At 69.6% G+C, this 23,202-nt stretch carries 20 protein-coding genes; 9 read left to right on the top strand and 11 right to left on the bottom strand.

The features are described from left to right. The first annotated feature begins 192 nt into the window (after window positions 1-192). Complete coding sequence (locus ACHFGS_RS04260; RefSeq protein ID WP_394280180.1) at window positions 193-993, top strand: hypothetical protein; 801 nt, start codon at window positions 193-195, stop codon at window positions 991-993. On the opposite strand, the gene ACHFGS_RS04265 is transcribed toward ACHFGS_RS04260, so the two are convergent. From ACHFGS_RS04265 to ACHFGS_RS04290, 6 genes are all read right to left on the bottom strand, one after another. Then, a complete protein-coding gene (locus ACHFGS_RS04265; protein ID WP_394280181.1) occupies window positions 918-2,111 on the bottom strand; it encodes a glycosyltransferase family 4 protein in 1,194 nt (397 codons plus the stop codon). The two genes, ACHFGS_RS04260 and ACHFGS_RS04265, sit on opposite strands and share 76 nt — an antisense overlap. Continuing rightward, window positions 2,108-3,256, bottom strand: a complete 1,149-nt coding sequence (locus ACHFGS_RS04270; protein WP_394280182.1) for a polysaccharide pyruvyl transferase family protein — start codon at window positions 3,254-3,256, stop codon at window positions 2,108-2,110. The genes ACHFGS_RS04265 and ACHFGS_RS04270 overlap by 4 nt, the downstream gene beginning before the upstream one ends. 1 nt (window position 3,257) lies before the next feature. Next, window positions 3,258-4,679 carry a lipopolysaccharide biosynthesis protein gene (locus ACHFGS_RS04275; protein ID WP_394280183.1) on the bottom strand — a complete coding sequence of 474 codons (1,422 nt, stop codon included), beginning with the start codon at window positions 4,677-4,679 and terminating at the stop codon, window positions 3,258-3,260. Then, window positions 4,676-5,212, bottom strand: a complete 537-nt coding sequence (locus ACHFGS_RS04280; protein WP_394280184.1) for an acyltransferase family protein — start codon at window positions 5,210-5,212, stop codon at window positions 4,676-4,678. Before ACHFGS_RS04280 ends, ACHFGS_RS04275 begins: the two co-directional genes overlap by 4 nt. Beyond that, window positions 5,209-6,357 carry a DUF1972 domain-containing protein gene (locus ACHFGS_RS04285; RefSeq protein WP_394280185.1) on the bottom strand — a complete coding sequence of 383 codons (1,149 nt, stop codon included), beginning with the start codon at window positions 6,355-6,357 and terminating at the stop codon, window positions 5,209-5,211. Before ACHFGS_RS04285 ends, ACHFGS_RS04280 begins: the two co-directional genes overlap by 4 nt. 92 nt (window positions 6,358-6,449) lie before the next feature. Next, window positions 6,450-7,973: a sugar transferase gene (locus tag ACHFGS_RS04290; protein ID WP_394289175.1), complete on the bottom strand. Its 1,524-nt coding sequence runs from the start codon at window positions 7,971-7,973 to the stop codon at window positions 6,450-6,452. A gap of 899 nt (window positions 7,974-8,872) precedes the next feature. Between ACHFGS_RS04290 and ACHFGS_RS04295 the strand changes: the two genes are divergently transcribed. Beyond that, window positions 8,873-9,247 (top strand): LPXTG cell wall anchor domain-containing protein, encoded by a 375-nt coding sequence (locus ACHFGS_RS04295; RefSeq protein ID WP_394279791.1) that lies wholly within the window; start codon window positions 8,873-8,875, stop codon window positions 9,245-9,247. 263 nt (window positions 9,248-9,510) lie between these two features. On the opposite strand, the gene ACHFGS_RS04300 is transcribed toward ACHFGS_RS04295, so the two are convergent. Both ACHFGS_RS04300 and ACHFGS_RS04305 read right to left on the bottom strand, forming a co-directional pair. Further along, window positions 9,511-11,970, bottom strand: coding sequence for a LuxR C-terminal-related transcriptional regulator (locus tag ACHFGS_RS04300; RefSeq protein ID WP_394279790.1), 2,460 nt, complete (start codon window positions 11,968-11,970; stop codon window positions 9,511-9,513). A 352-nt stretch (window positions 11,971-12,322) separates the two neighbouring features. After that, window positions 12,323-12,736: a glycosyltransferase gene (locus ACHFGS_RS04305; protein ID WP_394279789.1), complete on the bottom strand. Its 414-nt coding sequence runs from the start codon at window positions 12,734-12,736 to the stop codon at window positions 12,323-12,325. A 209-nt stretch (window positions 12,737-12,945) separates the two neighbouring features. Here ACHFGS_RS04305 and ACHFGS_RS04310 point away from each other — a divergent pair, with 209 nt between their 5' ends. Continuing rightward, window positions 12,946-15,372: a glycosyl hydrolase 53 family protein gene (locus ACHFGS_RS04310; RefSeq protein WP_394279788.1), complete on the top strand. Its 2,427-nt coding sequence runs from the start codon at window positions 12,946-12,948 to the stop codon at window positions 15,370-15,372. 46 nt (window positions 15,373-15,418) lie between these two features. Next, the gene (locus ACHFGS_RS04315; protein WP_394279787.1) at window positions 15,419-16,237 is read left to right on the top strand and encodes a hypothetical protein; all 819 of its coding nucleotides are present in this window, start codon (window positions 15,419-15,421) and stop codon (window positions 16,235-16,237) included. A gap of 3 nt (window positions 16,238-16,240) precedes the next feature. Here the strand turns inward: ACHFGS_RS04315 and ACHFGS_RS04320 are convergent, their stop codons facing one another. Continuing rightward, entirely contained in the window at window positions 16,241-16,570 is a 330-nt protein-coding gene (locus ACHFGS_RS04320) for a hypothetical protein (RefSeq protein WP_394279786.1), read from the bottom strand. Between the two features lie 34 nt (window positions 16,571-16,604). Further along, entirely contained in the window at window positions 16,605-17,057 is a 453-nt protein-coding gene (locus ACHFGS_RS04325; RefSeq protein WP_394279785.1) for a hypothetical protein, read from the bottom strand. Window positions 17,058-17,285: 228 nt separating this feature from the next. On the opposite strand from ACHFGS_RS04325, the gene ACHFGS_RS04330 reads away from it, so the two are divergent. Genes ACHFGS_RS04330 through ACHFGS_RS04340 form a run of 3 tightly spaced genes read left to right on the top strand, consistent with a single transcriptional unit; the run spans window position 17,286 to window position 19,794 of the window. Beyond that, window positions 17,286-18,206: a metal ABC transporter substrate-binding protein gene (locus tag ACHFGS_RS04330; protein ID WP_394279784.1), complete on the top strand. Its 921-nt coding sequence runs from the start codon at window positions 17,286-17,288 to the stop codon at window positions 18,204-18,206. Then, complete coding sequence (locus ACHFGS_RS04335) at window positions 18,203-18,931, top strand: metal ABC transporter ATP-binding protein (protein ID WP_394279783.1); 729 nt, start codon at window positions 18,203-18,205, stop codon at window positions 18,929-18,931. Before ACHFGS_RS04330 ends, ACHFGS_RS04335 begins: the two co-directional genes overlap by 4 nt. Before the next feature lie 41 nt (window positions 18,932-18,972). Continuing rightward, on the top strand, window positions 18,973-19,794 hold the full coding sequence (locus ACHFGS_RS04340) for a metal ABC transporter permease (RefSeq protein ID WP_394279793.1): 822 nt from the start codon (window positions 18,973-18,975) through the stop codon (window positions 19,792-19,794). A gap of 18 nt (window positions 19,795-19,812) precedes the next feature. Here the strand turns inward: ACHFGS_RS04340 and ACHFGS_RS04345 are convergent, their stop codons facing one another. Next, window positions 19,813-20,970: an ROK family protein gene (locus ACHFGS_RS04345; RefSeq protein ID WP_394279782.1), complete on the bottom strand. Its 1,158-nt coding sequence runs from the start codon at window positions 20,968-20,970 to the stop codon at window positions 19,813-19,815. 116 nt (window positions 20,971-21,086) lie between these two features. On the opposite strand from ACHFGS_RS04345, the gene ACHFGS_RS04350 reads away from it, so the two are divergent. Beyond that, window positions 21,087-21,911: a sugar phosphate isomerase/epimerase family protein gene (locus ACHFGS_RS04350; protein WP_394279792.1), complete on the top strand. Its 825-nt coding sequence runs from the start codon at window positions 21,087-21,089 to the stop codon at window positions 21,909-21,911. 89 nt (window positions 21,912-22,000) lie between these two features. After that, window positions 22,001-23,161 carry a substrate-binding domain-containing protein gene (locus tag ACHFGS_RS04355; RefSeq protein WP_394279781.1) on the top strand — a complete coding sequence of 387 codons (1,161 nt, stop codon included), beginning with the start codon at window positions 22,001-22,003 and terminating at the stop codon, window positions 23,159-23,161. The last annotated feature ends 41 nt before the right edge of the window (window positions 23,162-23,202 follow it).

Consider the following 23,202-nt stretch of genomic DNA (forward strand, 5'->3'; position numbering starts at 1 on the left):
CCGCCCCCATACGGTCCCCGGCGGACGCTTCTCTAGCCCGCATTCTAGGGGGTCATCCGATCGACCGATGCCAGTGCTGGGCGAATCGATACCGAGGGCGCTATCGTCGGTCCCGGGGACACGCGGACTGGGGGACGCATGCGCACGAGTGGTTTCGGGGTCAGACGGGCGGCTCGCCGCACGGCGGAGGCGATGGACGACGCGTTCGCGCGGGCGTTCCGGGGGATTCGGACCGGGCCTGCCAGGCGCGTCGGGGTCGTCGGGATCTATCGGGAGGCCGAGCCGATACGCTCCGCGGTCGTCGAGCTGCGCGCGTCCCGGCACGACGTGGTGGTGGCCCTCGGCGCGATGGGTGACGTCCCGGCCGAGCTCCGCGCCGAGACGAGCGCCGATCACCTCACTGCCGGAAAGTTCCAGAACCTCAACGTCCTCGTGCGGGAGCTGACCGCGGTGGACTGGCTGGTGATCATCGACGACGACGTCGTCCTCCCGAGCGGCTTCCTCGATCTGGCGATCGAGGTCTGCGAGCGGCTCGACCTCGCGCTGGCGCAGCCCGCACAGACGCGGTTCAGCAACGCGAACTGGTCGGTCGCCAAACGACGACTGCTGAGCGTCGCGCGAACGACGCGGTTCGTGGAGATCGGACCGGTGACCCTGATCCGAGCGGATGCCGCCCACCTGCTCCTGCCGTTCCCGGCCGACTTGCGCTGGGGCTGGGGGCTCGATTTCCAGTGGGCGTACCTGATGGAGGAGGCCGGGCTCCGCATGGGCGTCATCGATGCCGCCGCCGTGATCCACGCGAGCCGCAAGGTGGCGAGCACCTACTCGTGGGACGCAGCGCAGGACGAAGGCCGGGCGTACCTCGCCGGCGTGGCGCATCTGCCCAACGACGTCGCCAAGGGCCGCGGGCTGAGGACCTATCGTCTGCTCCCGCGTCGCCGAGCGGTCGCGGTGCGTGACGGCCAGTCGGAGCGGGCTGCTCGCTCGACGTGACGGCGGACTGCGGCGCGGTACGACTCCGGTGCGTGGCGACGCAGTGCTTCCGCCCGGCTGCCCGCCACGTCCGCACGCATGGCGGCCCACGATTCCGAGATCGCGCGCAGCTGCGCCGAGATCGCGGCAGGTTCGTCGACCGGCACCATCCTGGCCGTCGTGTAGTTGTCGGCGGCCTCGCGGAGCCCGCTCGTGTCGGCGACGATGACCGGTCGCATGCCGAGTACGGCCTCGACGGCGGTGTTGCCGAACGGTTCGTCGATTCGCGAGGGCACGACGACGATGTCGGCGGCGGCGACGTAGCTCCACACGTCGGGCTGGAATCCCGCGAAGCGCACCGACACGTGAGCGGACGCCGCCGATGCCTGACGGCGCAGTTCGTCGCCGAACCACTCGTACCCGGGGAAGACGTCGCCGACGAGAGTCACGTCCACTCGGACGCCGTCTCGAGCCAGGAGCTCGGCTGCGGAGATGACGAGGTCGGGGCCTTTGCGCGGTGACAGCCGCCCCATATAGAGGACGCGGAGCGGGCCGGCGGGGTCCACCCGGGGCGGCTCGGGCTGTGTGGGGCCGGCGACGCCGTTGAGCACGACCTCCGTCCGCGGGGCGAGCCTGGGCAGTGCACGCCGGATCGTCGCCTGGCTGAAGCGGCTGTTGACGAGCACTTCGCGCGACAGCATGTGCGGTACGTACAGGAGTCGGTTCAGCGCCGGGCTCGCCGACGCTTCCGCCTCGTGGACATGGCTGATCGTGGGGATGCCGCGCACTCGCGCGACGAGGGGCCAGAGCGGGACCGTGATCGTGCTCACGTAGACGGCATCGGGGCGCACGCGGCGGAGGATCCGCCACGCGGAGCCGATGCCGCGGAGGCTGTCGCGGAGCAGCCGCAGCCACCCCGAGGGGCGGAGGAGCGCCTTCCGCAGCACGAGCCCGGGGGCGATCACGACCTCCGCGCCGAGCGCGCGCAGCTCATCGATCAGCGGGCCGTCCGTGGGCACGGCGACCACGACCCGCGCGCCGCCCTCGAGGAACCCGGCGACCGACTCGCGCAGCATCCGATCGGATCCGAACAGTTCGGCGCCGGGGTGCGCCGCAAGCACCGTCCACGGCGCGGTCACAGCACACCGGCCAGGCCGAGGACCGAGGTCATGGCCTCGGTGGCCGCCGCCGCGTTCGGCGCCGGATCGTGCCGTATGCGCTCGCCGCGTCTGGCGCGGACGGTCGCGGCGAGGTCTTCGTCGCTGACGCCCTCGACACGAGGCGGGACGGGGCATGCCGCGAATGCTTCGGCCGTCTTCGCGACGCCCGGAGTCAGGACCGGTGTCCCGAAGGAGCCCGCCACGATCGCCGCATGCATGCTCGTCGTGAAGACGACACCCGCCGCGGCCAGCACGCAGATGATCTCGCTCGCTTCGAGCCCGATGAGCGCGTGGGTGCCGGTGCGGTGCGCGGCCGCAGCGAGCGCGCGATCCTCACCGGAGTAGGCGCCGAGGGACAGCACGGCGACGGGAAGACCCGCCAGCGAACGCAGCGCGGCCTCGACCCGGGCCTCCGGCCAGCCGTGGAACGCGGCGGCGTGGAACACGACGAGTGGTTCCTCCACCCCGAGCCGGTTCCGCACGATCTCCCGACCGCGCCGCGCCGCGCCCTCCTGGTTGGCCAGCGCCGGGTGGGCGAAGATCATGTCGGGCGCCAGGACGACGCGACCGGGGTCGACGCCGGCCGCCTCGAACTGCTGGGCCGCGTGTGACGTCCGCACCCAGACGCCCTTGACCCGGCTCACCGCGGCTCTCGCCTGCGCATTGTGGGCCATCCGGCGCGCGCCGACGGAGACGAGGACCGTGGGCGCGCCCGGCACCCAGTCGTCGTGCGGCAGCCATACGCCTGGACCGGCGAGAAAATGACGCCGGGCGAACCACTCGGCCCGGAGTCGGAGCAACCGGCCGTGGCGCTGGGCCTGCGGGATCGCCATGTGGTCGAGCGCGACCGTGGTGGTGTCGAACCGCACCAGGTCGCCGCCGCCGACGAGCACCGCCGCGGCATCCGCGTGCCGGATCTGCCGCAGCGGTCGGATCGGCTCGCCCGAAAGGGTGGTGCCGGCGAGCGGGGCGAAGTGCTCGACGTCCGCCTGGAGGCCGATGCGGCTGAGAAGGTGGCCGGTGACGCCCGGGTACAACTGGTCGCCCCAGTTGGACACGGAGTAGTCGCCGACCTGCGCGAGCCTCACCGCCGCCGTGCGGACGGGGGGCTCTGCTGACAGCACGTTACTGATGGCGGTCTCCTGACTCGAGGGGCTCGCCCGCAGATGCGGGGCGCCGGGCACGGCGTCGGACGAGGATGACGTTGGGTACGAGTTGGCATGCGACGACGGCGACGATGGAGCCGATGAGCGGGCCCGGAGCGCCGAGGCTCGGTGTCAGCGCGATCGTCAGCCCGAGGTTCACGGGGAGGAGAACGACCGCGCAGACCGCCTGGAACGCGAGTCCTCGCGCATCGGTGAGCGCCATCCCGTACGGCTGCTTGACGGCCTGGACGACGATGAAGACGCTGCCGGCGACCAGGATCTGCCAGCCGAGCTGGATGCGACCGCCTGATGCGAGGTCGGCGAGCCACCCCGACAGCACGAAGATCAGCCCGCAGCCTGCGACCGCCAGTACCGCGAACATCCCCGCCATCGCGTGCGGGGAATACGGGGCGTCGACCCCCGCCGAGCGGGCGCGGGCGAAGACGGGCCACAGTGCGGCGCCCGCCGACGTCAGCACGCCGAGTGCTGGGCTGAACATCTGCATGGCGAGGCTGTACTCGGTGAGGTCGTCCAGCGAGCCGAGGTGACTGAGCACGAGCCGGTCCGACGACATCGCGATCGGCAGCGCGATCATCTGCACGAGCATCGGCCAGGCGACGTTGAACACACGCTCGCCGCGGACCTGCGGGCTGAGACTCTGCCGGATCGCGACGCCGATCGCCGGTGAGATCCTTCGCACGGCGATGACGAACGCGATGACACTGACGAGGAAGGTGCCCGCGTACGACGCCACGGCGATGTACCCGCCGTCGGCTCCGGTGGAGATCGTCACCCAGAGCACGAGCAGCACGACGGGTGTCTGCAGTACGCTGAGGAGCACGACCAGGGTGTAGAGCCCGAGCGCGATCAGGATGCGCTGGCCGAACGAGACGAGGAGGTTGAGCGCGAGCACGGCGAGGCAGATCGTCGCGGCGAGCGCTCCGGACTCCAGACTCAGTCCGCCGCCGAGCAGCACGTCCCAGTACCCGAGCGCGTAGATCGCGATCGCGACCGAGACGAGCACGATCGCGCAGCATGCGAGCAGGCGCATGCACGAGACGAGGACGCCGCGCAGGTGCGCGTCGGTGCGGGGGTTCTTCGCAGCGGATGCCGCGTTGAGGATCGCCGCCGACAGCCCAAGGTCCGCGAAGGGCAGGAGCGCCGCGACACCCACGAGGAGCATGTACTGGGCGTAGGTCGCTTCACCGTAGTTGTCGAGGATGAGACGGGTCACGAGGATGCCGAGCAGCGCGCTTACCGGCATCACCAGAAGGCGCGCGGCAGCGCTGCCGCCGACCGACGCGAGCATGCCCCGCCGGGTGCCGAGCCGTCGTGCGACGGCGGCGTCGACGGTGGAAGGGTCGGTGTCCGGCGTCGCGGGTGCGGTCTCGGTCGTGCTCATGCGGGCACCTCCAGGGCGCGTCGCGCGTCGGCCTTGCCGAGGCCCGGTGCGCGGAACAGCCACGAGACGCTCGGGTGCCGGTTCGCGAGGGCGAGCGGGATGCCGCCTCCGAGTGCGATCGCGAAGCAGACGCCGACGATCCACAGGCCGAGATCGCCGACGGTGTGCCGTGCGAGCGCGCAGACCACGAGCATCAACGGCACGTGCGTCAGGTAGAACACGACGGAGTTGCGCCCGACCCAGGAGATCCAGCGCACCGGGGCGGTCGCGGCCGCGCGCCGATCGAGCGCATGCGCCAGGCGCACGCTGACGGCGATCGACACCAGGACGAACGGGATCGTCAGCGGGGCGAATTCGAGGGCGTGCCGTCCTGCCGACGCCGTGAGTGTGAGGGAGACCCCCGTGAACGCGAGCGCGACCAGGCTCGCGGTGGCCAGCGCCCAGCGCGGTGCGCTCAGCACTCGCGGGATCACGGTGCGGGCGAAGTGGCCGGCGAAGAAGAACACCGCGAAGATGGCGTTCCTCGCCTTCATCCCCCGCTCCCGTGCCCGGCCGACACCCGCCGTGCACGACGTGCCAGCGGGTGCACCGACTCCCCGAGGGCGAGGCGCGCGGCGAGGTCTTCGTACGCCGTCGCCACTTCGTCCCAGCTGAAGTCCCTCGAGGCGCGCACCTTGCCGCGGAAGCCGAGTGCGTCGGCGCCGTCCGGGTCCGTCTCGAGCGTGGTGACGTGGCGCGTGACCTCGGCGGCATCCGCGAAGAACAGTCCGTGCTCGTCGAGCGTCTCCCGGTTGAAGCCGACGTCGTAGGCGATGACGGCCGTCCCCGTGCCCATCGCGCGGAGCAGCGACGGGTTCGTCCCTCCGACGGAGTGGCCGTGCAGGTACGTCTGCGCGTGGAAGTACAGCGCGTCGAGCAGGTCCTGGTCGAAGATGCCGCCCAGCAACCGGATGCGCGCGTCGTCACCCGCGGCGGCGCGGACGCGCTGCGTGTACTCGGCGGCGTACGGCGCCGAGCCGACGACGACCAGCGGCTTCTCGGCCGACGATGCGCGGTAGCCCTCGACGATCTCGAGGACGTGGTTTTCGGGCTCGAAACGGGCGACCACGAGGTGGTACCCGCCGGGCGTGAGCCCGAGCTCCCGGATACCGTCGGCGGATGCCGCGTCGAGGAGCGGTGCGCCGTACCGGATGAGCTCCGTCGGCACGCCGAACTCGGCGTCGTAGTACTCGCCGATGCCGGGTGCGTCGGCGATGAGCGCGTCCGCGGTCCGGACGCCGTGCGCTTCGGCCCAGCGGTAGTACGCGCGTCCCCGCGCGCCCCACTTCGATCGCTTCCACTCCAGGCCGTCCATGTGGAGCGCGACCGGGATGCCTCGTGCGCGCAGCGCCGGCACGAACGGCGAGTTCGCGGCGTTGAAGACGAACGCGGCATCCGGCTTCCGATGGACGCACGCGTGGACGGCTGAGAGCGCCGTGTGGCTGAGTGTCTCGAGCTGCTTGACCGGCATCGCCGGAAGGTGCACGACCTTCATCCCGAGGTACTCGCGCTCGCGGCGGGACGACCCGCGCGTGTAGACCGTGACCGCGTGCCCGCGGTCGACGAGTCGCCGACCGATCTCCTCGACGGCGGTCTCGAACCCGCCGTACGACGCCGGGACACCGCGGGTGCCGATCATCGCGATCTCGAGCGTTTTCGTCGACCGCGACCTCGTCTCGAGCAGGTGCTCAGCCTCGGCGGTGTTGATGCGCTGCGGGAACTCGAGGACCATCAGTACGCTCCTTCGGGGGTGACCATGACCTTGAGGGTTCGCCACATCAGCACGAGGTCCGTCATGACGGTCCAGTTCTCGACGTAGCGGAGATCGAGCCGGACGCTCTCCTCCCAGGTGAGGTCGCTGCGTCCACCGACCTGCCAGGGCCCGGTGATGCCCGGCTTGATGTAGAGCCGACGCAAGACGGTGCCGTCGTAGGCGGTGACCTCGGCGGGGAGCGGCGGACGAGGCCCGACGACGCTCATGTCGCCGCGGAGGACGTTCCAGAACTGCGGCACCTCGTCGAGCGAGAAGGTCCGCAGGCGCTGACCGACGCGAGTCACCCGCGGGTCGCGCTTGAGCTTGAAGAGCGGGCCCGCGCCCTCGTTCGCCGCGAGCAGTGCGGCGAGTTCCGTCTCGGCATCCACTCGCATGGTCCGGAACTTGAGCATCGCGAATTCGCGGCCATCGCGACCGACGCGGGCCTGCCGGAAGAAGACCGGTCCGCCGTCGTCCAGCTTGATGGCGACGGCGATGATTGCGGCGACCGGCGCGAACACGAGGAGTGCGGCGGCGGATGCCGCGATGTCGAGCGCCCGCTTCACGTAGTAGGCCGCGCCCTCGAAGCTCGGGATCTTCACGTGGATGAGGGGCATCCCCTCGACGGGGCGCAGTGTCATGCGCGGGCCGGCGACATCGGCGAGCCGACTCGAGATGACGAGTTCGGCGGCGGTGCCCTCGAGCGCCCAGGCGAGCCGCTTGATGTACGACGGGTCTCCGGCGGGCTGGCTGGCGACGACGATTGTGTCGCTCTCGTGGACGGATGCCGCGCGCAGCACCGCCTCTTCGTTGCGGGTCCGGACGGACTCCGCATCGGCGGCGTCGTCGGCATCCTCGAGGATCGCGGTCCCGACGACGAGGTAGCCGAGCTGCCCCGCGGGCCCCAGCGCGCGGATCGCGTATTCGACGTCGTCGCGCGACCCCACGACGACCGTGCGCGAGGCGTATCCGCCGTCGGCGCGCTGGGCGACGAGCCACCGGCGCCACCCCCATCGCGATGCGATGAGTGCGACGGTGCCGAGGGGGAGGGCCGTGAACAGCTGCGTGCGGATCCCCTCCCACTCGAAGACGACGAAGAGGATCGCGAGCATGCCGAATGCGAGACCGGTCGCGTGTGCGACACGGGCGTACTCCGCCGCTCCCATCCCGACGACGCTGGTCGACCGCGTGTTGAAGAGCACGAGCGCCGCGAACCAGAGTGTCGCGGTCGCGGCGGCGATGGCGCCGGCGCTGACGGGGATGGTGTCGATGCCTGTGGGGGCGACCGTTCCCAACGACACCGCGGTCGCGAAGGCGCACGAAAGCGCCACGACCGCGGTGTCGCTGGCACGCAGGCGCATGCGGAAGCGGCGCTCCCACTGCTGACGGCTGACGAGCGCGGCGGATGCCCGCGGCGCCTCAGCTGTCCTGCGTCGAACGGCTGTCAACGGGTCGAGCCCGGACAGCGCGAAGGTGGGCGAGAGCCCTTCCGCCGCGCTCATCGAGCGCCCCCACAGACATCGAACAGTGTCCGCATCTTGCCCCCAAGCAATGTGCGTCACTGCAGCCACCTGACGGCGGCTGCATATTTCCCCAAGTGAGCTTCACGGTTTCCCCGAACCTCCGTGCAACCCCCCGGCCGCACGGTCCACTCGTCGGTCACTGTAGCGCGCTCTGACCGGTTGCGCGAGGGCGGGATGTAAACATCAGGTAAATCGCCGTTCACCTCGGCGACCACGAAAAATGACCGTCCCCGCCCCGGGCCCGGATCCACCGCGGGGGCGTGCGGTGGATCCGGGATCCGTGGGCGGGGACGGCGTCTGGTCCGAGCCTCGAGAGGCGGATGCTGCTCATGGATCGGACGGCATCCCGGTGTACCGATCCCCCCCGCCGGCACATCGTGGTGCCGATCGGGATCGGTGTTCACCTTCGGAATCGAGCACACAATAGCTCGAAGTTCTCGCAGTTCCGGTTCGGTGAGAGCTTCCTCACGTTTGCGGTCCCGCGGGTGGATCAAAGGGCTCACGGACATCGTGAACCGTGCGGACGGTCGGCTCTTCGTGCGGTGAGCTCGGATGAGCACAGCCGCACGAAGAGCCCGACGGGCGAGGGAGATTCCCCCAAAGCGATCCCCAGCCGTCATGCCGTCGCGTCTTGTCTCGCTACGCTCCCCACTGCGCATCGGGCTGCGACACCGGGAACGCTACTCGGCTCGCGTCGGCGGTCCAATAGGGGGAGAACCCTAATTGTCGGCGACCCCTGGGTCTGGCTGCCGAGACCGGATTAGGGGGACAGGGGGAGATCGATTCGCGCGGCCTGGATGTAGTGTGAGCGCATACCGATCAGGTTGGGGAACCTGTGACTCGGTCGGAAGCCTGGGGGGCTTGCAATGGGGAAAACGATGTTGCGCGCTGTCGCGCTGTCGCTCGTGCTGATCGCCGCGCCCGGAGTCGCCGTCGCAGACGACGATTCCTACGTGCCGGACGTGCCGCCCGACGAGGGCGTCGCCGGCGTCTGCGTGGAGGCGACGCCGCGTGTGGACGCGACCTTGCCCTCAGACGACGGGATCGGCCCGGCGGCCGCAGCCGGCAGGGTGATCGTGCTCGGAGCGGTGGCATCCGTGGAGTGCGCCGCGCCGGCCGGCGGTGGGGGCGAACTCGCGAACACAGGGTCGCAGGTGGCTGCCCCCGCCTTGTGGGGCGGGGTGGGCGCGCTGTTGGCCGGTGGGATCCTCGCCGGCCTGGTCCGGCGTCGGCGGGTGCACCCCGCGACGTGAGCTCGGGGCGTCGACGACTCTCGACGCCTGACGGGGACACCCCGATCGGCCCGGCGCCGATCGGGGTCTTCGGCGTGCGAATCAGTGCGTTTTCCGAGGCGGTGTCCGATACAGTGTGATTGCCGTCTGCCTCTGACCCAGGCTGCTCCCCAAGCGGTTCCTGCGTATCGTCCCCAAACGTGCGCGGTGGCGGGTCGCGACGGCCTCGGCGGACCCTCTCGGCCAGATGCAGTCCCCACTGCGGCTCGAGAGGGCCCGTCTTTTCAGTCGGTCTCGTCGTCGCTCTCGACGATGCTGCGCAACTTGGCCATGAGGTCGGCGCGCGACGTCGCGCCGAGCCGTCGGCGGATGCGGGCGATGTGGTGCTCCGCCGTCCGCGGGGAGATGAAAATCTTCTCACCGATCTCCGCGTACGTCTTCCCGTCCAGGACGAGTACGGCGACTTCCTTCTCGCGCGCGCTGAGCACAGCGTCGGTGCGCACCGGTTGCGGACGATCGAGATCTGGCGCGAGTTCCACGTTCGGGTGGAGCGCGTGCGCGAGCGCGAGGAGTTCCGCGGAGCCCTTCCGGCTGCGGACGTGTGCCGCTCCGAGGTGGGCGAGCCGCGCGGCATCCCACGCCAATCCGCACGCCGCGAGGCGTTGGACCGCATCGGTGACGACGCTCGTGTCGACGCTCCGGTCCTGCCGGGTGCGCAACCAGGCGGTGGCCGCCGCGGAGAGCGCTTGGATCATCGGGGTGTGCTGCGGGAGCGCGGCGAGTTCCCGGGCGGCCTCGTCCGCTTCGACGAGATCGCCGCCGACGACGGCGCGCTGGAACAGCGCCCAGATCAGGTGCGCCGACCACAGCGGCGGATTCCCGAGTCCCGCCAGGACGTGTCGGAACGAGGCGAGCGCGCCGTCGAAACGGGATGCCTCACCGAGCTGGGCCGCCGCCACGACGAATTCGGCGAGCGCGTGGAGGGAGAAGAGGTCGGGTTCGACCCGGCGGACGTCGTCGCGGATCTGCTCCCAGAGCGCGGGCAGCTCGCCGCTCGCGCCGTATCGCCGCGCGAACGCGAGGATCACGGCGTCGCGGAGGAGCAGGTCGCGGCCCCGCGGCGGCGTGGGATTTGCATCGATCTCGCTGAGGCGAGCCGTCGTCTCGTCGGGCAGCTGCAGGTGCACGGAGACCCAGGCGGCCCAGAGCAAGAGCCGGACGCGCGCCCACGGGCCGCCGTGCCCGCGACGCAGGGCATCGCGGAGGATGGCGTGCGCTTCGGCGAGTTCGCCGCACGCGACCGCCGTGAGCGCGGCGATCACCGCGGGCACCTCGGGCGCGGGCCCGGTCTCCCGCGAGTCGGTGTACGTGTCGCTCGCCCGGATCAGCTCGTCGAGCGCCGCCGTCGGTGTCGCCGAGAGCGATGATGCCAGCCCTCGCAGGAGCAGTCGGCTCGAGACGGACCGCGTCGTCGGGACGTCGTAGGTGTCCTTCAGGGTGTCCAGCGACTCGCGGAGCGGGTTCGGGTTGCCGGCGGCGAATGCGGCGATCGCACCGTGCGTACGCACGAGCGGATCGCGTACTTCGTGCGCGCGGTAACTCGCTGCGCTCACGCCGATGTATCCGCGTGCCGCCCAGATCGACCCGGAGAGGTCGACAGCCGCGTCGTGGTGCGGATCGTCGACGCGGAGGGTCAGTGCGTCGATGATGGATGCCGCCTCCTCGATCTCGCCCCGGTCCCAGGCCAACCGGGAGGTGTGCATCGCGATCTCGACTGCGTCGCCGCCGGCAGCACGGGCTGCTTCGAAGAGTTCGAGTGCTCGGTCGGCGTCTTCGGGGGCGATGGCCTCCGCGTGGGTGATGAGCGCGCGCGCCAGCCGGGCATCGGTGACGTCGCCGAGCGATTCGACGAGGTCGGGAGCCTGGAGCGGCGCCTCGTCGCCGTCGAGCAGTTCGATGATGTCGGTCGCAGGGGTCGCCGTCAGGACCGCGGCGCGCACCACCGGAATCGACTGCCCGCTGCGTCGCAGCAGGCCTTCCGCGTGACCGTGCGCGATCTCGTCCTCGCCGCGCGCGGACGCCCCGAGACTGATGCGGATCACCGATGCCGCGACATCCGGATCGATCGTCCGCAGACGTTCCGCGACGATTTCGCCCAGCGCACGCGACACGCGCTCGTGGGAAGGGTCATCGCACCGCCCGTCACCGTGGGACGTCAGCGCCTCCATGATGAGCCAGGCGACGGATCCGCACATCGTGACGAGGGCTGACACGCACTCTGGCGGGATCACGCGGCCGGCCGCCTGGAGGCGGGTGAGGATGTCCCGCTCGTCGAGGTGTCCGAGCACGATCGCCGGGTTGCCCGGCTCGAGTCGGTGCACGAGCGAACGGAGACGTTCGCTGCGCGGCCAGGTCCGACCGGAGAGCACGAGTCCCGTCCCCTCGATGTCGAGGTGGGCATCGAGCTCGTCGATCTCGCTGTCGTTCAGCAGGTGCGCATCATCCACGAACCGGGTGCGGTAGACGGCGCTGCGGAGCGGGTCGGTCGACCCGTCTATGCCCGAGCGCAAACGTGTTTCGATCCGACGGAGAAGGACGGACTTGCCGCTTCGCGCGGAGCCCAGGATGACGAGCCGAGGCGCGACCGACGTATCCGCGAGCACCGCGTCGAGGTGCGCGCGCGCGATCCGCGACCACATGCCCGTCGCGACGGGCACGGGGCCGGTATCGGGTGAGAGTGCCATGGCAATCCTCCCCCGGAGTTCCCCCTGGGTGGTGCTGTTTCCCCTTCAGCCGTGCTCGGCGTCCTGTTGTCTGCAGGGTTCCTACGGGTGCATGTTGTGGTGTCGGGAACGTTGCTGAACGCGTCGCCACCGTTGCATCGCTCAAACCTGCTGAGCACTCCTCGCCCACGAGGAGTGATCGGACTCTATACCACAATCGAACGTGGTGTCGCGGGAGTTTTTCGCACCGGAGCGGTTCAGACGCGAAAACCTGCGGCGCCCGCCGCGTTCCGGCGCGTCGGTCTGCGTCAGTGCGCGAAGTAGCCGCCGTCGACGAGGTGGTAGCTGCCCGTGATGAAGGACGCGTCGTCGCTCAGGCTGTGCGGGTGGCGTCGGCGAGCCCCGTCGAGGTGCCGCCCGACGCATAGCGCGACGCGACGACCACGTCGACGTCGCCGCGCTCCGCGCGCGTGATCATGCGGGGCACGTCTTCGGGCGGATGCTGCAGGTCGCCGTCCATGACGAGGCACCAGCGCGAGGTCGCGGCGCGGAAGCCTTCAACCACGGCGCCGCCCAGCCCGGCGGTGGCCGCCTCGCGGTGGATCAGGCGCCCCGGGAACGGAGACCGCGCTCCGGCGGTCTCGATGACCGACGGGGTGTCGTCGGTGGAGTCGTCCACGAAGACGACCTCGAACATGCGTCCGGCGAGTGCGGCGCCGAGGCGGCGCAGGAGTTCGTCGACGTTCGGACCTTCGTTGAAGGTCGGAACGATGATCGACAGTTCCATGGCGGGGCTCGCGATGCTCGGCGGGCACGGGACGTCTCAGCCTACCCGCGCCGTCTGTCGCAGCGTCGAGGGTGTGGACACGGTGCCTCTTCCCTCTGTCGGTGACTCTGCGTATCCTGATTCGCGGTTGCTGTGACCGGTTACAGCTCCACCCCTCCCGGGCCCCGCCGGGACGGTGACCGGATCGAAGACGACGGGACGTGAACGCGATGACGCGGAAACTGACGAAGACGATCTCCGTGGCCATCGCGGCCGCGCTCACGATGGGCGGTGCGTCGGCGGCATCCGCGTCCGAGGACAGCCCCGTCGACGCGGGCGTCTTCGTGACGAAGGTCGACGGTCTGTCGCCTGACTTCACGATGGGCGTCGACGTCTCCTCGTACCTGTCGCTGATCGAGTCGGGGGTGCGGTTCCGGGATGCCGACGGTCGCCGCGCCGACCTCTTCGAGGTGCTCGCCGACCACGGCGTCACCGACGTGCGCCTGCGCGTGTGGAACGACCCGTTCCACTCCGACACGGGCCAGGGCTACGGCGGCGGAAACGTCGACGTCGAACGGGCGGTCGAGATGGGCCGCCGGGCGACCGAGGCGGGACTCGGCGTGCTCGTCGACTTCCACTACTCCGACTTCTGGGCCGACCCGGCGAAGCAGAAGGCGCCCAAGGCATGGGCCGCGCTCGATCTGAACGAGAAGGCCGGTGCCACGGCGACGTACACGGCCGCTTCGCTGCGCGCCTTCGCGGAGGCCGGTGTCGACGTGCGCATGGTGCAGGTCGGCAATGAGACCAACAACGGCGTCGCCGGCGAGACCGGCTGGCCCGCGATGTCGCGGATCTTCCAGGCCGGTTCCGAGGCGGTGCGGGACGTCTTCCCGGATGCGCTCGTCGCCCTCCACTTCACCAACCCCGAGCAGGGCCGATACCCCGACATCGCGGCGCAGCTCGACGCGAACGGCGTCGACTACGACGTGTTCGCCTCGTCGTACTACCCGTACTGGCACGGCACGGTGGAGCACCTCACGACCGAGCTCAGCACGATCGCGCGCGACCACGGCAAGAAGGTCATGGTCGCCGAGACCTCGTGGGCGCACACCCTCGAGGACGGTGACGGTCACGGCAACGTCATCGATCTGGCATCCGAGGCGACGCAGTACCCGATCTCGGTGCAGGGGCAGGCCCGGGCCCTCCGTGACGTGATCGCGGCGGTCGACGCCGTCGAGGGAGACGCCGGGATCGGCGTGTACTACTGGGAGCCCGCATGGCTTCCGGTCGGCCCGGCGAGCGAGCTCGAGCGCAACCGCCGGCTCTGGGAGCGGGACGGATCGGGCTGGGCGACATCGGCCGCCGCCGAGTACGACCCCGACGACGCCGGTGAGTACTACGGCGGTTCCGCGTGGGACAACCAGGCCCTCTTCGACGCGGCCGGACGGCCGCTGGAGTCGCTCGCCACCTTCGAGTACGTCTACACCGGGGCTGTCACCGAGCGCGCGATCGAGTCGTACGATCCGGTCAGCCTGACGGTGACGGATGCCGCCGACATCGACCTGCCCGACACGGTCACCCTCCGCTACAACGACCTCTCCAGCGAAGAGGTGCCGGTCGCCTGGTCGGACGCCCTCACCTGGATCACCGGCCCCGGCAGCTACGTCGTCTCGGGTGTCGCCGGCGGCGCGACCGACGTGTCGGCGTCGATCACCGTGAGCGACAACGCCCTCCGTGATCCCGACTTCGAAGAGCAGGATGCGGATGCCTGGACGGTGACCGGATCCGGCGGCGCTATCGAGTGGTCCGCCGATGCGACCTCCGGCACGTATGCCTTCAAATTCTGGTCGGATGCTGCGTACTCGACGTCCGTGTCTCAGACCGTGACGGGCCTCCCCGCCGGCGAGTACGCGCTGCGCGCCGTGGCGCACGGCGGGTCGTTCACCTCCGGCACCGCGACGCTCCGGGCGGAGACCGCGGCGGGGACCGTCGACGCGCCGCTGCAGCTCACCGGGTGGGGATCGTTCAACGCCGCCGAGGTGCCTGTGACCGTCGGGGACGACGGCGAGGTCGTCGTCACCGCTGCGCTGGCGGAGGCCAACGCCGGCACCTGGGGCGTCTTCGACGAGTTCTCACTCACCGCCGTGGCCGGCTCCGGCGCGGACGTGACGCAGCTCACCGCGCTCGTCGAACGGGCCGAGGGCCTCGACGCTTCGCGCTACACCGCCGGCTCGGTGCGGACGCTGACGAGTGCGATCGCGAAGGCGCGCATCGTGCTCGGTGCGACGACGCCCACCGCGGCGCAGGTGGACGCGGCATCCGCTCTCGTGCAGGACGCGATCGACGGCCTCGTCCGACCCTTCCGGAAGGTGGGCGAGCCGAAGATCACCGGTTCGGCCACCGTCGGGAAGACCGTGAGCGCGAAGCTCTCGGTGTCGCCGCGCCCGACGACGACCACGTACCAGTGGCTCCGAAACGGGGAGCCGATCGCCGGGGCCACGCGTTCGACCTACCGCGTCGGGCGCGAGGACGCGGGCGATGCTCTCACCGTCGCGGTGACGGTGGGCCTGCGCGGATATGAGACGGTCACGGTCGTCTCCGACCCGGTGACGGTGCGGTCCGCCCCCGGGAACGGGCCGAAGAAGCCGCGAGGCTGAGGTGACCGGCTCGCCCGGCGGCGGGCCTGCGTGGTAGACACGTTCCATGATCTGGGGGGACGGTGTCGTTCGGCGCGCAGCGATCGCCGCCGCCGTCGGCACCGCGATGTTCGCGCTCGGCGGTTGCGCGACGGCAGACGCCGAGCCCGTCGCCGCTGATGCGATCACGCTCGAAGCGCCGCCGCCCGCGGCCGAGACGCCGGAGCCGACGGCCACCCCGACCGACCCGCCGACGCTGCCGGCTGACCTGCTGAACGGCGTCGGCACGGGAGCGACGGAGGCACTGGAGGTGTCCGTCCCGGACGGATCGCGGACGATCACGGTGGACTTCACCTGCGTCGGCGAGGGCGGGTTCTCGGTGGAGCTCGGCGACTCGATGGCGCTCGGACAGGCGACACTGACCGGCCCGTGCGACGGCGACCACGAGATGACGTGGCCGCTCCTGCCGGAGTCGCAGCGGACCGTGAACGTCTGGGCGTCGGACGGCACCCCGTGGGAGGCCGTCGTCACCTTCTCGCCCGACCCGTTCGACGAGAACCCGGCCGTCACCGCAGAATGCGCGGGGTTCTCCGACGTGCTCAGTCAGCTGCAGAACGCCGATGACGGATACGGCTTCTACACTGCGTTCGGTTCGCGGGAGTGGTACGACCGGGTGGATGCCGCGACCTTGGACCTCGCGGAGCTCCACGAGTCGTCGGTCACCGACCTCGCCCCCGCCTTCGCCGTCATCCTGGAGATCCTCCGCGAGCGCGACCGCGTCGCCGGGGGCGCCATGGAGGACGTCTGGAGCGAATACGGCACGATTAGCCACATCTGCGATCAGAATCAGACACCGCTGGTCATGCTGGCCGAGTTCGGGGGCTGAGGGTCACCACCCGTGGGTGTTGAGCCACTCCCTCCGCCACATGGTCTCCTCGGGTGACTCCCCGGCATCCGAACTGTCATGCGACGCGAGCCGGCCGGTCTCGATCGGGATGAGACGCGAGCACTCGCGGCACAGGCCGCGGCCGTGAGGGTAGCCATCGGGGGAAGGCTCGGCTGGGGCGGCCACGGCGCCGGAGCCGGGGCAGGTGGGCGGGTCGGCCGTGGCATCCGCCCACATCACCGCTCGATGGCGATGCAGACCCAGGTGGTCGAGGTGACGGGTGCACCGCCGCCCGTCCTTGCGGCTGCGGCAGAACCGGACGATGTCGACCATGCAGACATCTTCCCCGCTCCACGGGGTGTCCCGCTCACGGAGCCGGTGACGCGGCCTTCTCATCGGGGTGGTTCGGCGTCCAGCCGTACCACCCGTCGCCGGTGGGGACGACGGCCCAGTCGCCGCACGCGAAGACCATGTCGGCCTTGTAGACGTTGGGTGCATCGTCGAGGGTGAACGACGGCGACGACTGCCGCTCGACCTCCACGCACTGCGTGGGGTCGAGCCGCGTGCCGCTGACGGCGATCAGCGATGCCGAGTCGCCCGACGACGACTCGTGCGTCGAGATGTCGACGGCGTCGTTCGGCACCCACGGGGCGGATTTGTCCCAGCCGTCGGCGAGCTCGGCCTGCGTCGCGAACTCGTGGCTGGCTTCGTTCCGCATCGTCTCGGTGAGACTGCTGCAGCCGGCGAGGCAGATAAGGGCGAGAACGGATGCTGCGGGCACGACCACGAGGGCGGTGCGGCGTCGGAGTGAAGAGGTCATGCCCTCATGCTCGCCAGGGAGGTGGCCCCGCCGCGTCGGCCTGACGGCTCATCCCGCTACGGCGGAGGGATGATCCCGCGGCGGCGCGGTGGTCCCTGCGGCGTACGGATGCACGACCGGTCGGCCTTCCGGCGGCTCATCCGCCCCACGCGTGCACACCCGCACCACCGGTCGTGCGTCTGTATCGTCACATTGCGTTTTCGGTGGCCCGAAAAGTATGTTTTCGGTGTGCCGAAAAAGTCCCGTCTCATCGCCGCGCTCGCATCCCTGGCCGCGCTCGCCGCGCTCGCCGCGTGCGCGCCCGCCAGCACGGGCGCGGACGACGGCCGGCCGACGGTGCTGACGACCTTCACGGTCCTCGCCGACATCGCCGAGAACGTGGCGGGCGAGCACCTCCGGGTCGAGTCGATCACGAAGACGGGCACCGAGATCCACGGCTACGAGCCCACCCCGCAGGATGTCGCGCGCGCCTCCGAGGCTGACCTCATCCTCGACAACGGCATGAACCTCGAGGCGTGGTTCGCCCAGTTCGTGGAATCGGCCGATGCGCCGCACGTGGTCGTCTCGGAGGGGGTCGAAGCCATCGACATCACCGCTGACGCCTACGCGGGCAAGACGAACCCCCACGCGTGGATGAGCCCTCTCAACGTGCAGGCCTACGTCGACACGATGGCGGCGGCCTTCGCCGAGCTGGCACCCGACCACGCTCCCGATTTTGAGGCGAATGCGGCCGCGTACAAGACCGAGCTGCAGGCGGTTCACGACGACCTCGTCGCCCGTCTCGCCACCGTCCCCGAGGCCCAGCGCGCCCTGGTCACCTGCGAGGGTGCGTTCTCCTACCTGGCGCGCGACGCCGGCCTGACTGAGGCGTACATCTGGCCGGTCAACGCCGAGCAGCAGGCCACGCCGCAGCAGATCGCCGCGACGATCGAATTCGTGAACGAGAACGACGTGCCCGCGGTGTTCTGCGAATCGACGGTGTCCGACAAGGCGATGCAGCAGGTGGTGGATGCCACGGGAGCCGAGTTCGGCGGCATCCTCTACGTCGATTCGCTCTCCGCCCCGGACGGGCCGGTCCCGACGTATCTCGATCTCATCCGCCACGATGCCGACACGATCGTCGCGGGGCTCACCGGAGCGGCGCCGTGATCGCCGTCCAGGGTGTCAGCGTCCGGTACGGCGACGTCGTCGCCCTCGATGACGTGTCCCTACAGGTCGGAACGGGGCAGGTCACCGGACTCATCGGGATGAACGGGTCCGGCAAGTCGACCCTGTTCAAGACGATCACCGGCATGGTCCGGCCCTCGACCGGCCGCGTGGAGGTCGACGGTGTCGCCCCCGCCGCCGCCCGCCGGAAGGGCGTCCTCGGCTACGTGCCGCAGAGCGAGGACGTTGACTGGGCGTTCCCGGTGTCGGTGCGCGACGTCGTGATGATGGGGCGGTACCGCCACCTGGGTGTCACCCGTCGTCCCCGCGCCCGCGATCGGCAGATCGTTGACGAGGCGCTCGCCCGGGTCGGGCTGACGGAGCTCGCCGAGCGGCAGATCGGGCGACTGTCGGGAGGTCAGCGCAAGCGCGCGTTCGTCGCCCGCGGCATCGCTCAGGATGCCGGCGTCATGCTGCTCGACGAGCCGTTCGCCGGCGTGGACAAGGCCTCCGAAGGGACGATCGTCCGGCTGCTGCGGGAGCTCGCCGCCGACGGACGCACGATCCTCGTCTCCACCCACGACCTGCACGCGCTGCCCGACCTCGCCGACGACGCCGTGCTCCTGCAGCAGAGGGTCGTCTTCCACGGCACCGTCACCGAGGCGCTGCGTCCGGAGAACCTGGCACGCGCCTTCGGGCTCGATCCTCGACGGGGGGAGGGGCGGTGAGCATCCTCGATCTGATCCTCGAACCGCTGCAGTACGAGTTCATGGTGCGGGCGCTCGCGACCACGGTGATCGCCGCGATCGTCTGCGCGCTGCTGTCGTGCTGGCTCGTGCTCGTGGGCTGGTCGCTGATGGGGGATGCCGTCTCCCATGCCGTCCTGCCCGGCGTCGTCCTGGCCTACATCGTCGGCGCCCCGTTCGCGATCGGTGCGCTGGTGTTCGGCTTCGTCGCGGTCGGATTGATCGGCCTCATCCGCGGGACGAGCAGGGTCAAGGAGGATGCCGCGATCGGCATCGTCTTCACCACCCTCTTCGCGCTGGGACTCGTCCTCATCTCGGTGACTCCGAGTCAGACGGATCTGAATCACATCATCTTCGGCAACATCCTGGGCGTTTCGACCGAGGACCTCGTGCAGATCGGTGTGCTCGCGGCTGTCGCGTTCGCCGTGCTCGTGGTCAAGCGGCGTGATCTCACGCTGTATGCGTTCGATCCGACGCACGCGTTCGCGCTGGGGCTGTCGCCTCGCCTGCTGGGGGCGCTGCTGCTGAGCGTCCTCGCCCTCACCGCCGTGGTGGCGCTGCAGGTGGTGGGCGTGATCCTCGTCGTCGCCATGCTGATCATCCCGGGGGCGACGGCCTATCTGCTGACCGATCGGTTCGGGCGGATGCTCGTCATCGCCCCGGTCATGTCGGCGGTGTCATCCGTGATCGGGATCTATCTCAGCTACTGGATCGACGCGGCATCCGGCGGACTGGTCATCGTCGTGCAGGGTGTCGTGTTCACCCTCGTCTACCTGTTCAGCCCGCGTTACGGCGTGCTGCTGCGGCTGCTGCGCCGGGGTTCGCCGGTGACCGCCCGACCGTGACGGATGCCGCGCCGGCGATCAGGATGATTCAGTCGACCCTGCGACGAGTTTGTCGACTGCGTCTGGGCTGAGCCGCTCGTTGAGGACCATCAGACCGGCCCCACGAATTCCGGCGCCCGTGCCGCCGCGGGCGGGCACGATGTTGAGATGCTGGGTCGCCAGCGGTATGGATCTCCGGTAGACAATCTCGCGTATACCGGCGATGATCTCCTGCACATTCGCGCCCAACTGGCCGCCCACCACGACGACCGAGGGGTTGAGGAGGCTCACACACATTGCGGTGACCTCACCGATCGCTCTCCCGGCGTTGCGTGCAGCTTCTATCGCGTCCGGATCTCCGGTTCGGATGAGGTCGACGACGTGATCTGGTTCGAGGAGTCGCTCCCCCGAGCTGAGTTCGGCCGCGATCGCGGGAATGCTGGCTGTCGCCTCCAGATCGGGCCCATCAGCCGACGCGCCCGGAACCTGGACATGACCCAGATCCCCGGCGGAGCCGCGAGAGCCGCGTTGCAGCACGCCGCCGGCGATGATCCCCGCCCCAATGCCCGTTGAGACCTTAATGAACAGCAAGTCGTCGGTATCCGGCCATTGAGAGGCGTGCTCGCCTAGGGCTAAGAGATTCACGTCATTATCGACGAAGACCGGCGTGTCCAACTCCGAACGGATGAAGTTCGGGATGTCGAAGCCGTCCCAACCGGGCATGATCGGTGGCCGGATAGGGCGACCCGTCGCGTGTTCCACAGGCCCAGGGACACCAACCCCAATGCCAAGAAGCCTCGACTGGTCATAGCCAGTTTGGGCGAGCAGTCGTACGGCTGTGTCGTTCACCCATCGAAGGGTCGCTTCGGGGCCCTCCGCGATGCTCAGCCTGCGATCCTCTTGCCGGAGAATTCTGCCCGAGAGGTCGAGCACGCCAACGGAGCCGTGGGTCGCTCCCAGATCTACGCCGATGGTGACGCGCGAAGTTTGCTCGAAGATGAAGCGCCCGGCAGGGCGCCCTCCCGACGTCTGCGTCGTCCCCGCGTGCGCAACCAGGCCAGCTGATGTCAGCGCTCCGAGTCGATTGACCACGCTTGTGCGGGCAAGTCCAGTCTCTTTCACGAGATCGGACCTCGTCCGTGGGCGACCGTCACGTAGAAGTTGGAGCAGGTCCCCAGCGCCGGTCGTCACATCCATAGTAGGAACTTACCCTGTCATTAGATGTGCCAGGGAAAGGTCGAGTATTGACATGCAGATGTCATAACTTGTACGCTCAACGCGACACCACTGGGGTCTACAAGGAGGTAGAAGTGATGAAGTTCGCGTACGAAGCAAACGCCTGGGGCGGGGTGATCGGAAACCCGAACGCCGTCACCGATCTCGGCACCGGGTTCTATGTCACCCCCGGTGACGTGAACGTCACGCTCACGGCCATCGCCACGGCCGGCTACACCGGCATCGAACTGTTCGACGGCAACCTCCTGCCATTCGAAGAGTCGATGGACGAGTTCACCGCCGCTGTACGCGGGGCCGGACTCGAAGTCGTCGGCGTATACAGCGGCGGCCACCTCATCTACCGCGACGCCCACGCCGACGAACTGGCCCGCTTCGATCGCTCCATCGCCCTCGCTTCAGCCGCGGGTGCCCGCCACTACGTGGTCGGCGGCGGCGCGATCCGTTCGACCGGCCGTCGTGACGAGGACTTCGTCGTGGCTGGGGAGTTCCTCAGCACCGTCGCGGATCGAGCACGCGCCGCTGGTCTGGTTCCCAGTTACCATCCACATCTCGGCAGCCTGGCGCAGGGCCCGGAGCACATCGACGCGCTATTTGCCGCGACGAGCATCGGCCTGTGCGCCGACGTCGCCCACATCGCCGCCGGCGGCGGCGATGCGGCAGCCGTCATCACGAAGTACGCCGATCGTCTCGACTACCTGCACCTCAAGGATATTGACCTGGCCACCAACGCCTTCCGGCCGCTCGGCGAGGGAGACCTCGACCTCGCCGCGGTCATCGATGCCGCCGTGGCGGTCGGCTATGACGACTGGGTCACTGTTGAGCTCGACGGCTACCCGGGTGACCAGGCGGCTGCCGCGGCCCGCAGCCTTGCGTACCTGAAAGCCAGCAAGCTCGGCGCCTGAGCAAGGATTCGGTCGCCGACGAATCAAGCCACCCACCCGAACCAGCAGGGTTCGAACCACCTGAACATCTCTAGCAAAGGAGCACCCGGATGAAGATCAGAAACGCCCTCGTCGCCGTCACGGCGGCCGCGGCGATATTCGCTCTGGCAGGCTGCACGCCCGCCGACGGCGGGACCACCACCGAGGTCGACGCAGGCGTAGCCGCCGAGATCGATGCGGCACTCGCCGAGATTACCGGCACCGTCCTCAGCACCGGCCCGAACGGCGAGGAGCCCTCCTCGGTTGACGCCACCGTCGTCACCGACGAGCAGGCCGCCGAGATCGCGGGCATGGGCCTCACGGCGGCCATCGTCATGCACTACGGCGGCAACGACTGGGCCAACGCCCAGATTGACGGACTCAATTCTGAGTTCAACCGCCTCGGCATCGAGGTCATCGCCACCACCGACGCTGACTTCGATCCGGCCACCCAGGTGTCGCAGATCGAGACCGTCCTCACCCAGGACCCCGACATCATCGTCTCAATCCCCACCGACCCGGTGGCCACGGCCAGCGCATACCGCAAGGCCGCCGAGCAGGGTGTGAAGCTGGTCTTCATGGACAACGTTCCCGACGGCTTCATCGCCGGCCAGGACTACGTGTCGATGGTGTCCGCCGACAACTATGGCAATGGCGTAACCAGCGCTTACCTTCTCGCTCGGTCGCTGGGCGGACAGGGCAAGATCGGCGTGATTTACCACGAGGCCGACTTCTTTGTGACCAAGCAGCGCTACGAGGGTTTCAAGGACACCATCACTGAGAAGTTCCCGGACATCGAGATTGTGCAGGAGCAGGGCATCGCCGGCCCCGACTTCGCCGGTGACGCCCAGGGCGTCGCCAGCGCCATGCTCACCAAGAACGCCGACCTCGACGGCATCTGGGCAGTCTGGGACGTCCCCGCCGAGGGCGTGATGGCGGCGGCCCGCGAGACCGGCCGTACCGACATCAAGATCGCCACCGAAGACCTCGGCACCAATGTCGCGATCGCACTGGCCAAGAACCAGATGATCGTCGGTCTGGGCGCCCAGCTTCCGTTCGACCAGGGCGTGGCCGAGGCTGACCTGGCCGCGCTGAGCATCCTGGGTGAGGAGGTTCCGTCCTACGTCGCCCTGAGCTCGCTTCCGGTCGACCACGAAAACGTGCTTGAGGCGTGGGAGAAGGTCTACGGGTCGGAGGCCCCCGCCGCGGTACGCGACGCCTACGTCGACTGACGGATCGACACCACCCGCACCACCCCATCCGCTCGGTGGGC

Source organism: Microbacterium sp. (assembly GCF_043427715.1).
Classification (GTDB): domain Bacteria; phylum Actinomycetota; class Actinomycetes; order Actinomycetales; family Microbacteriaceae; genus Microbacterium.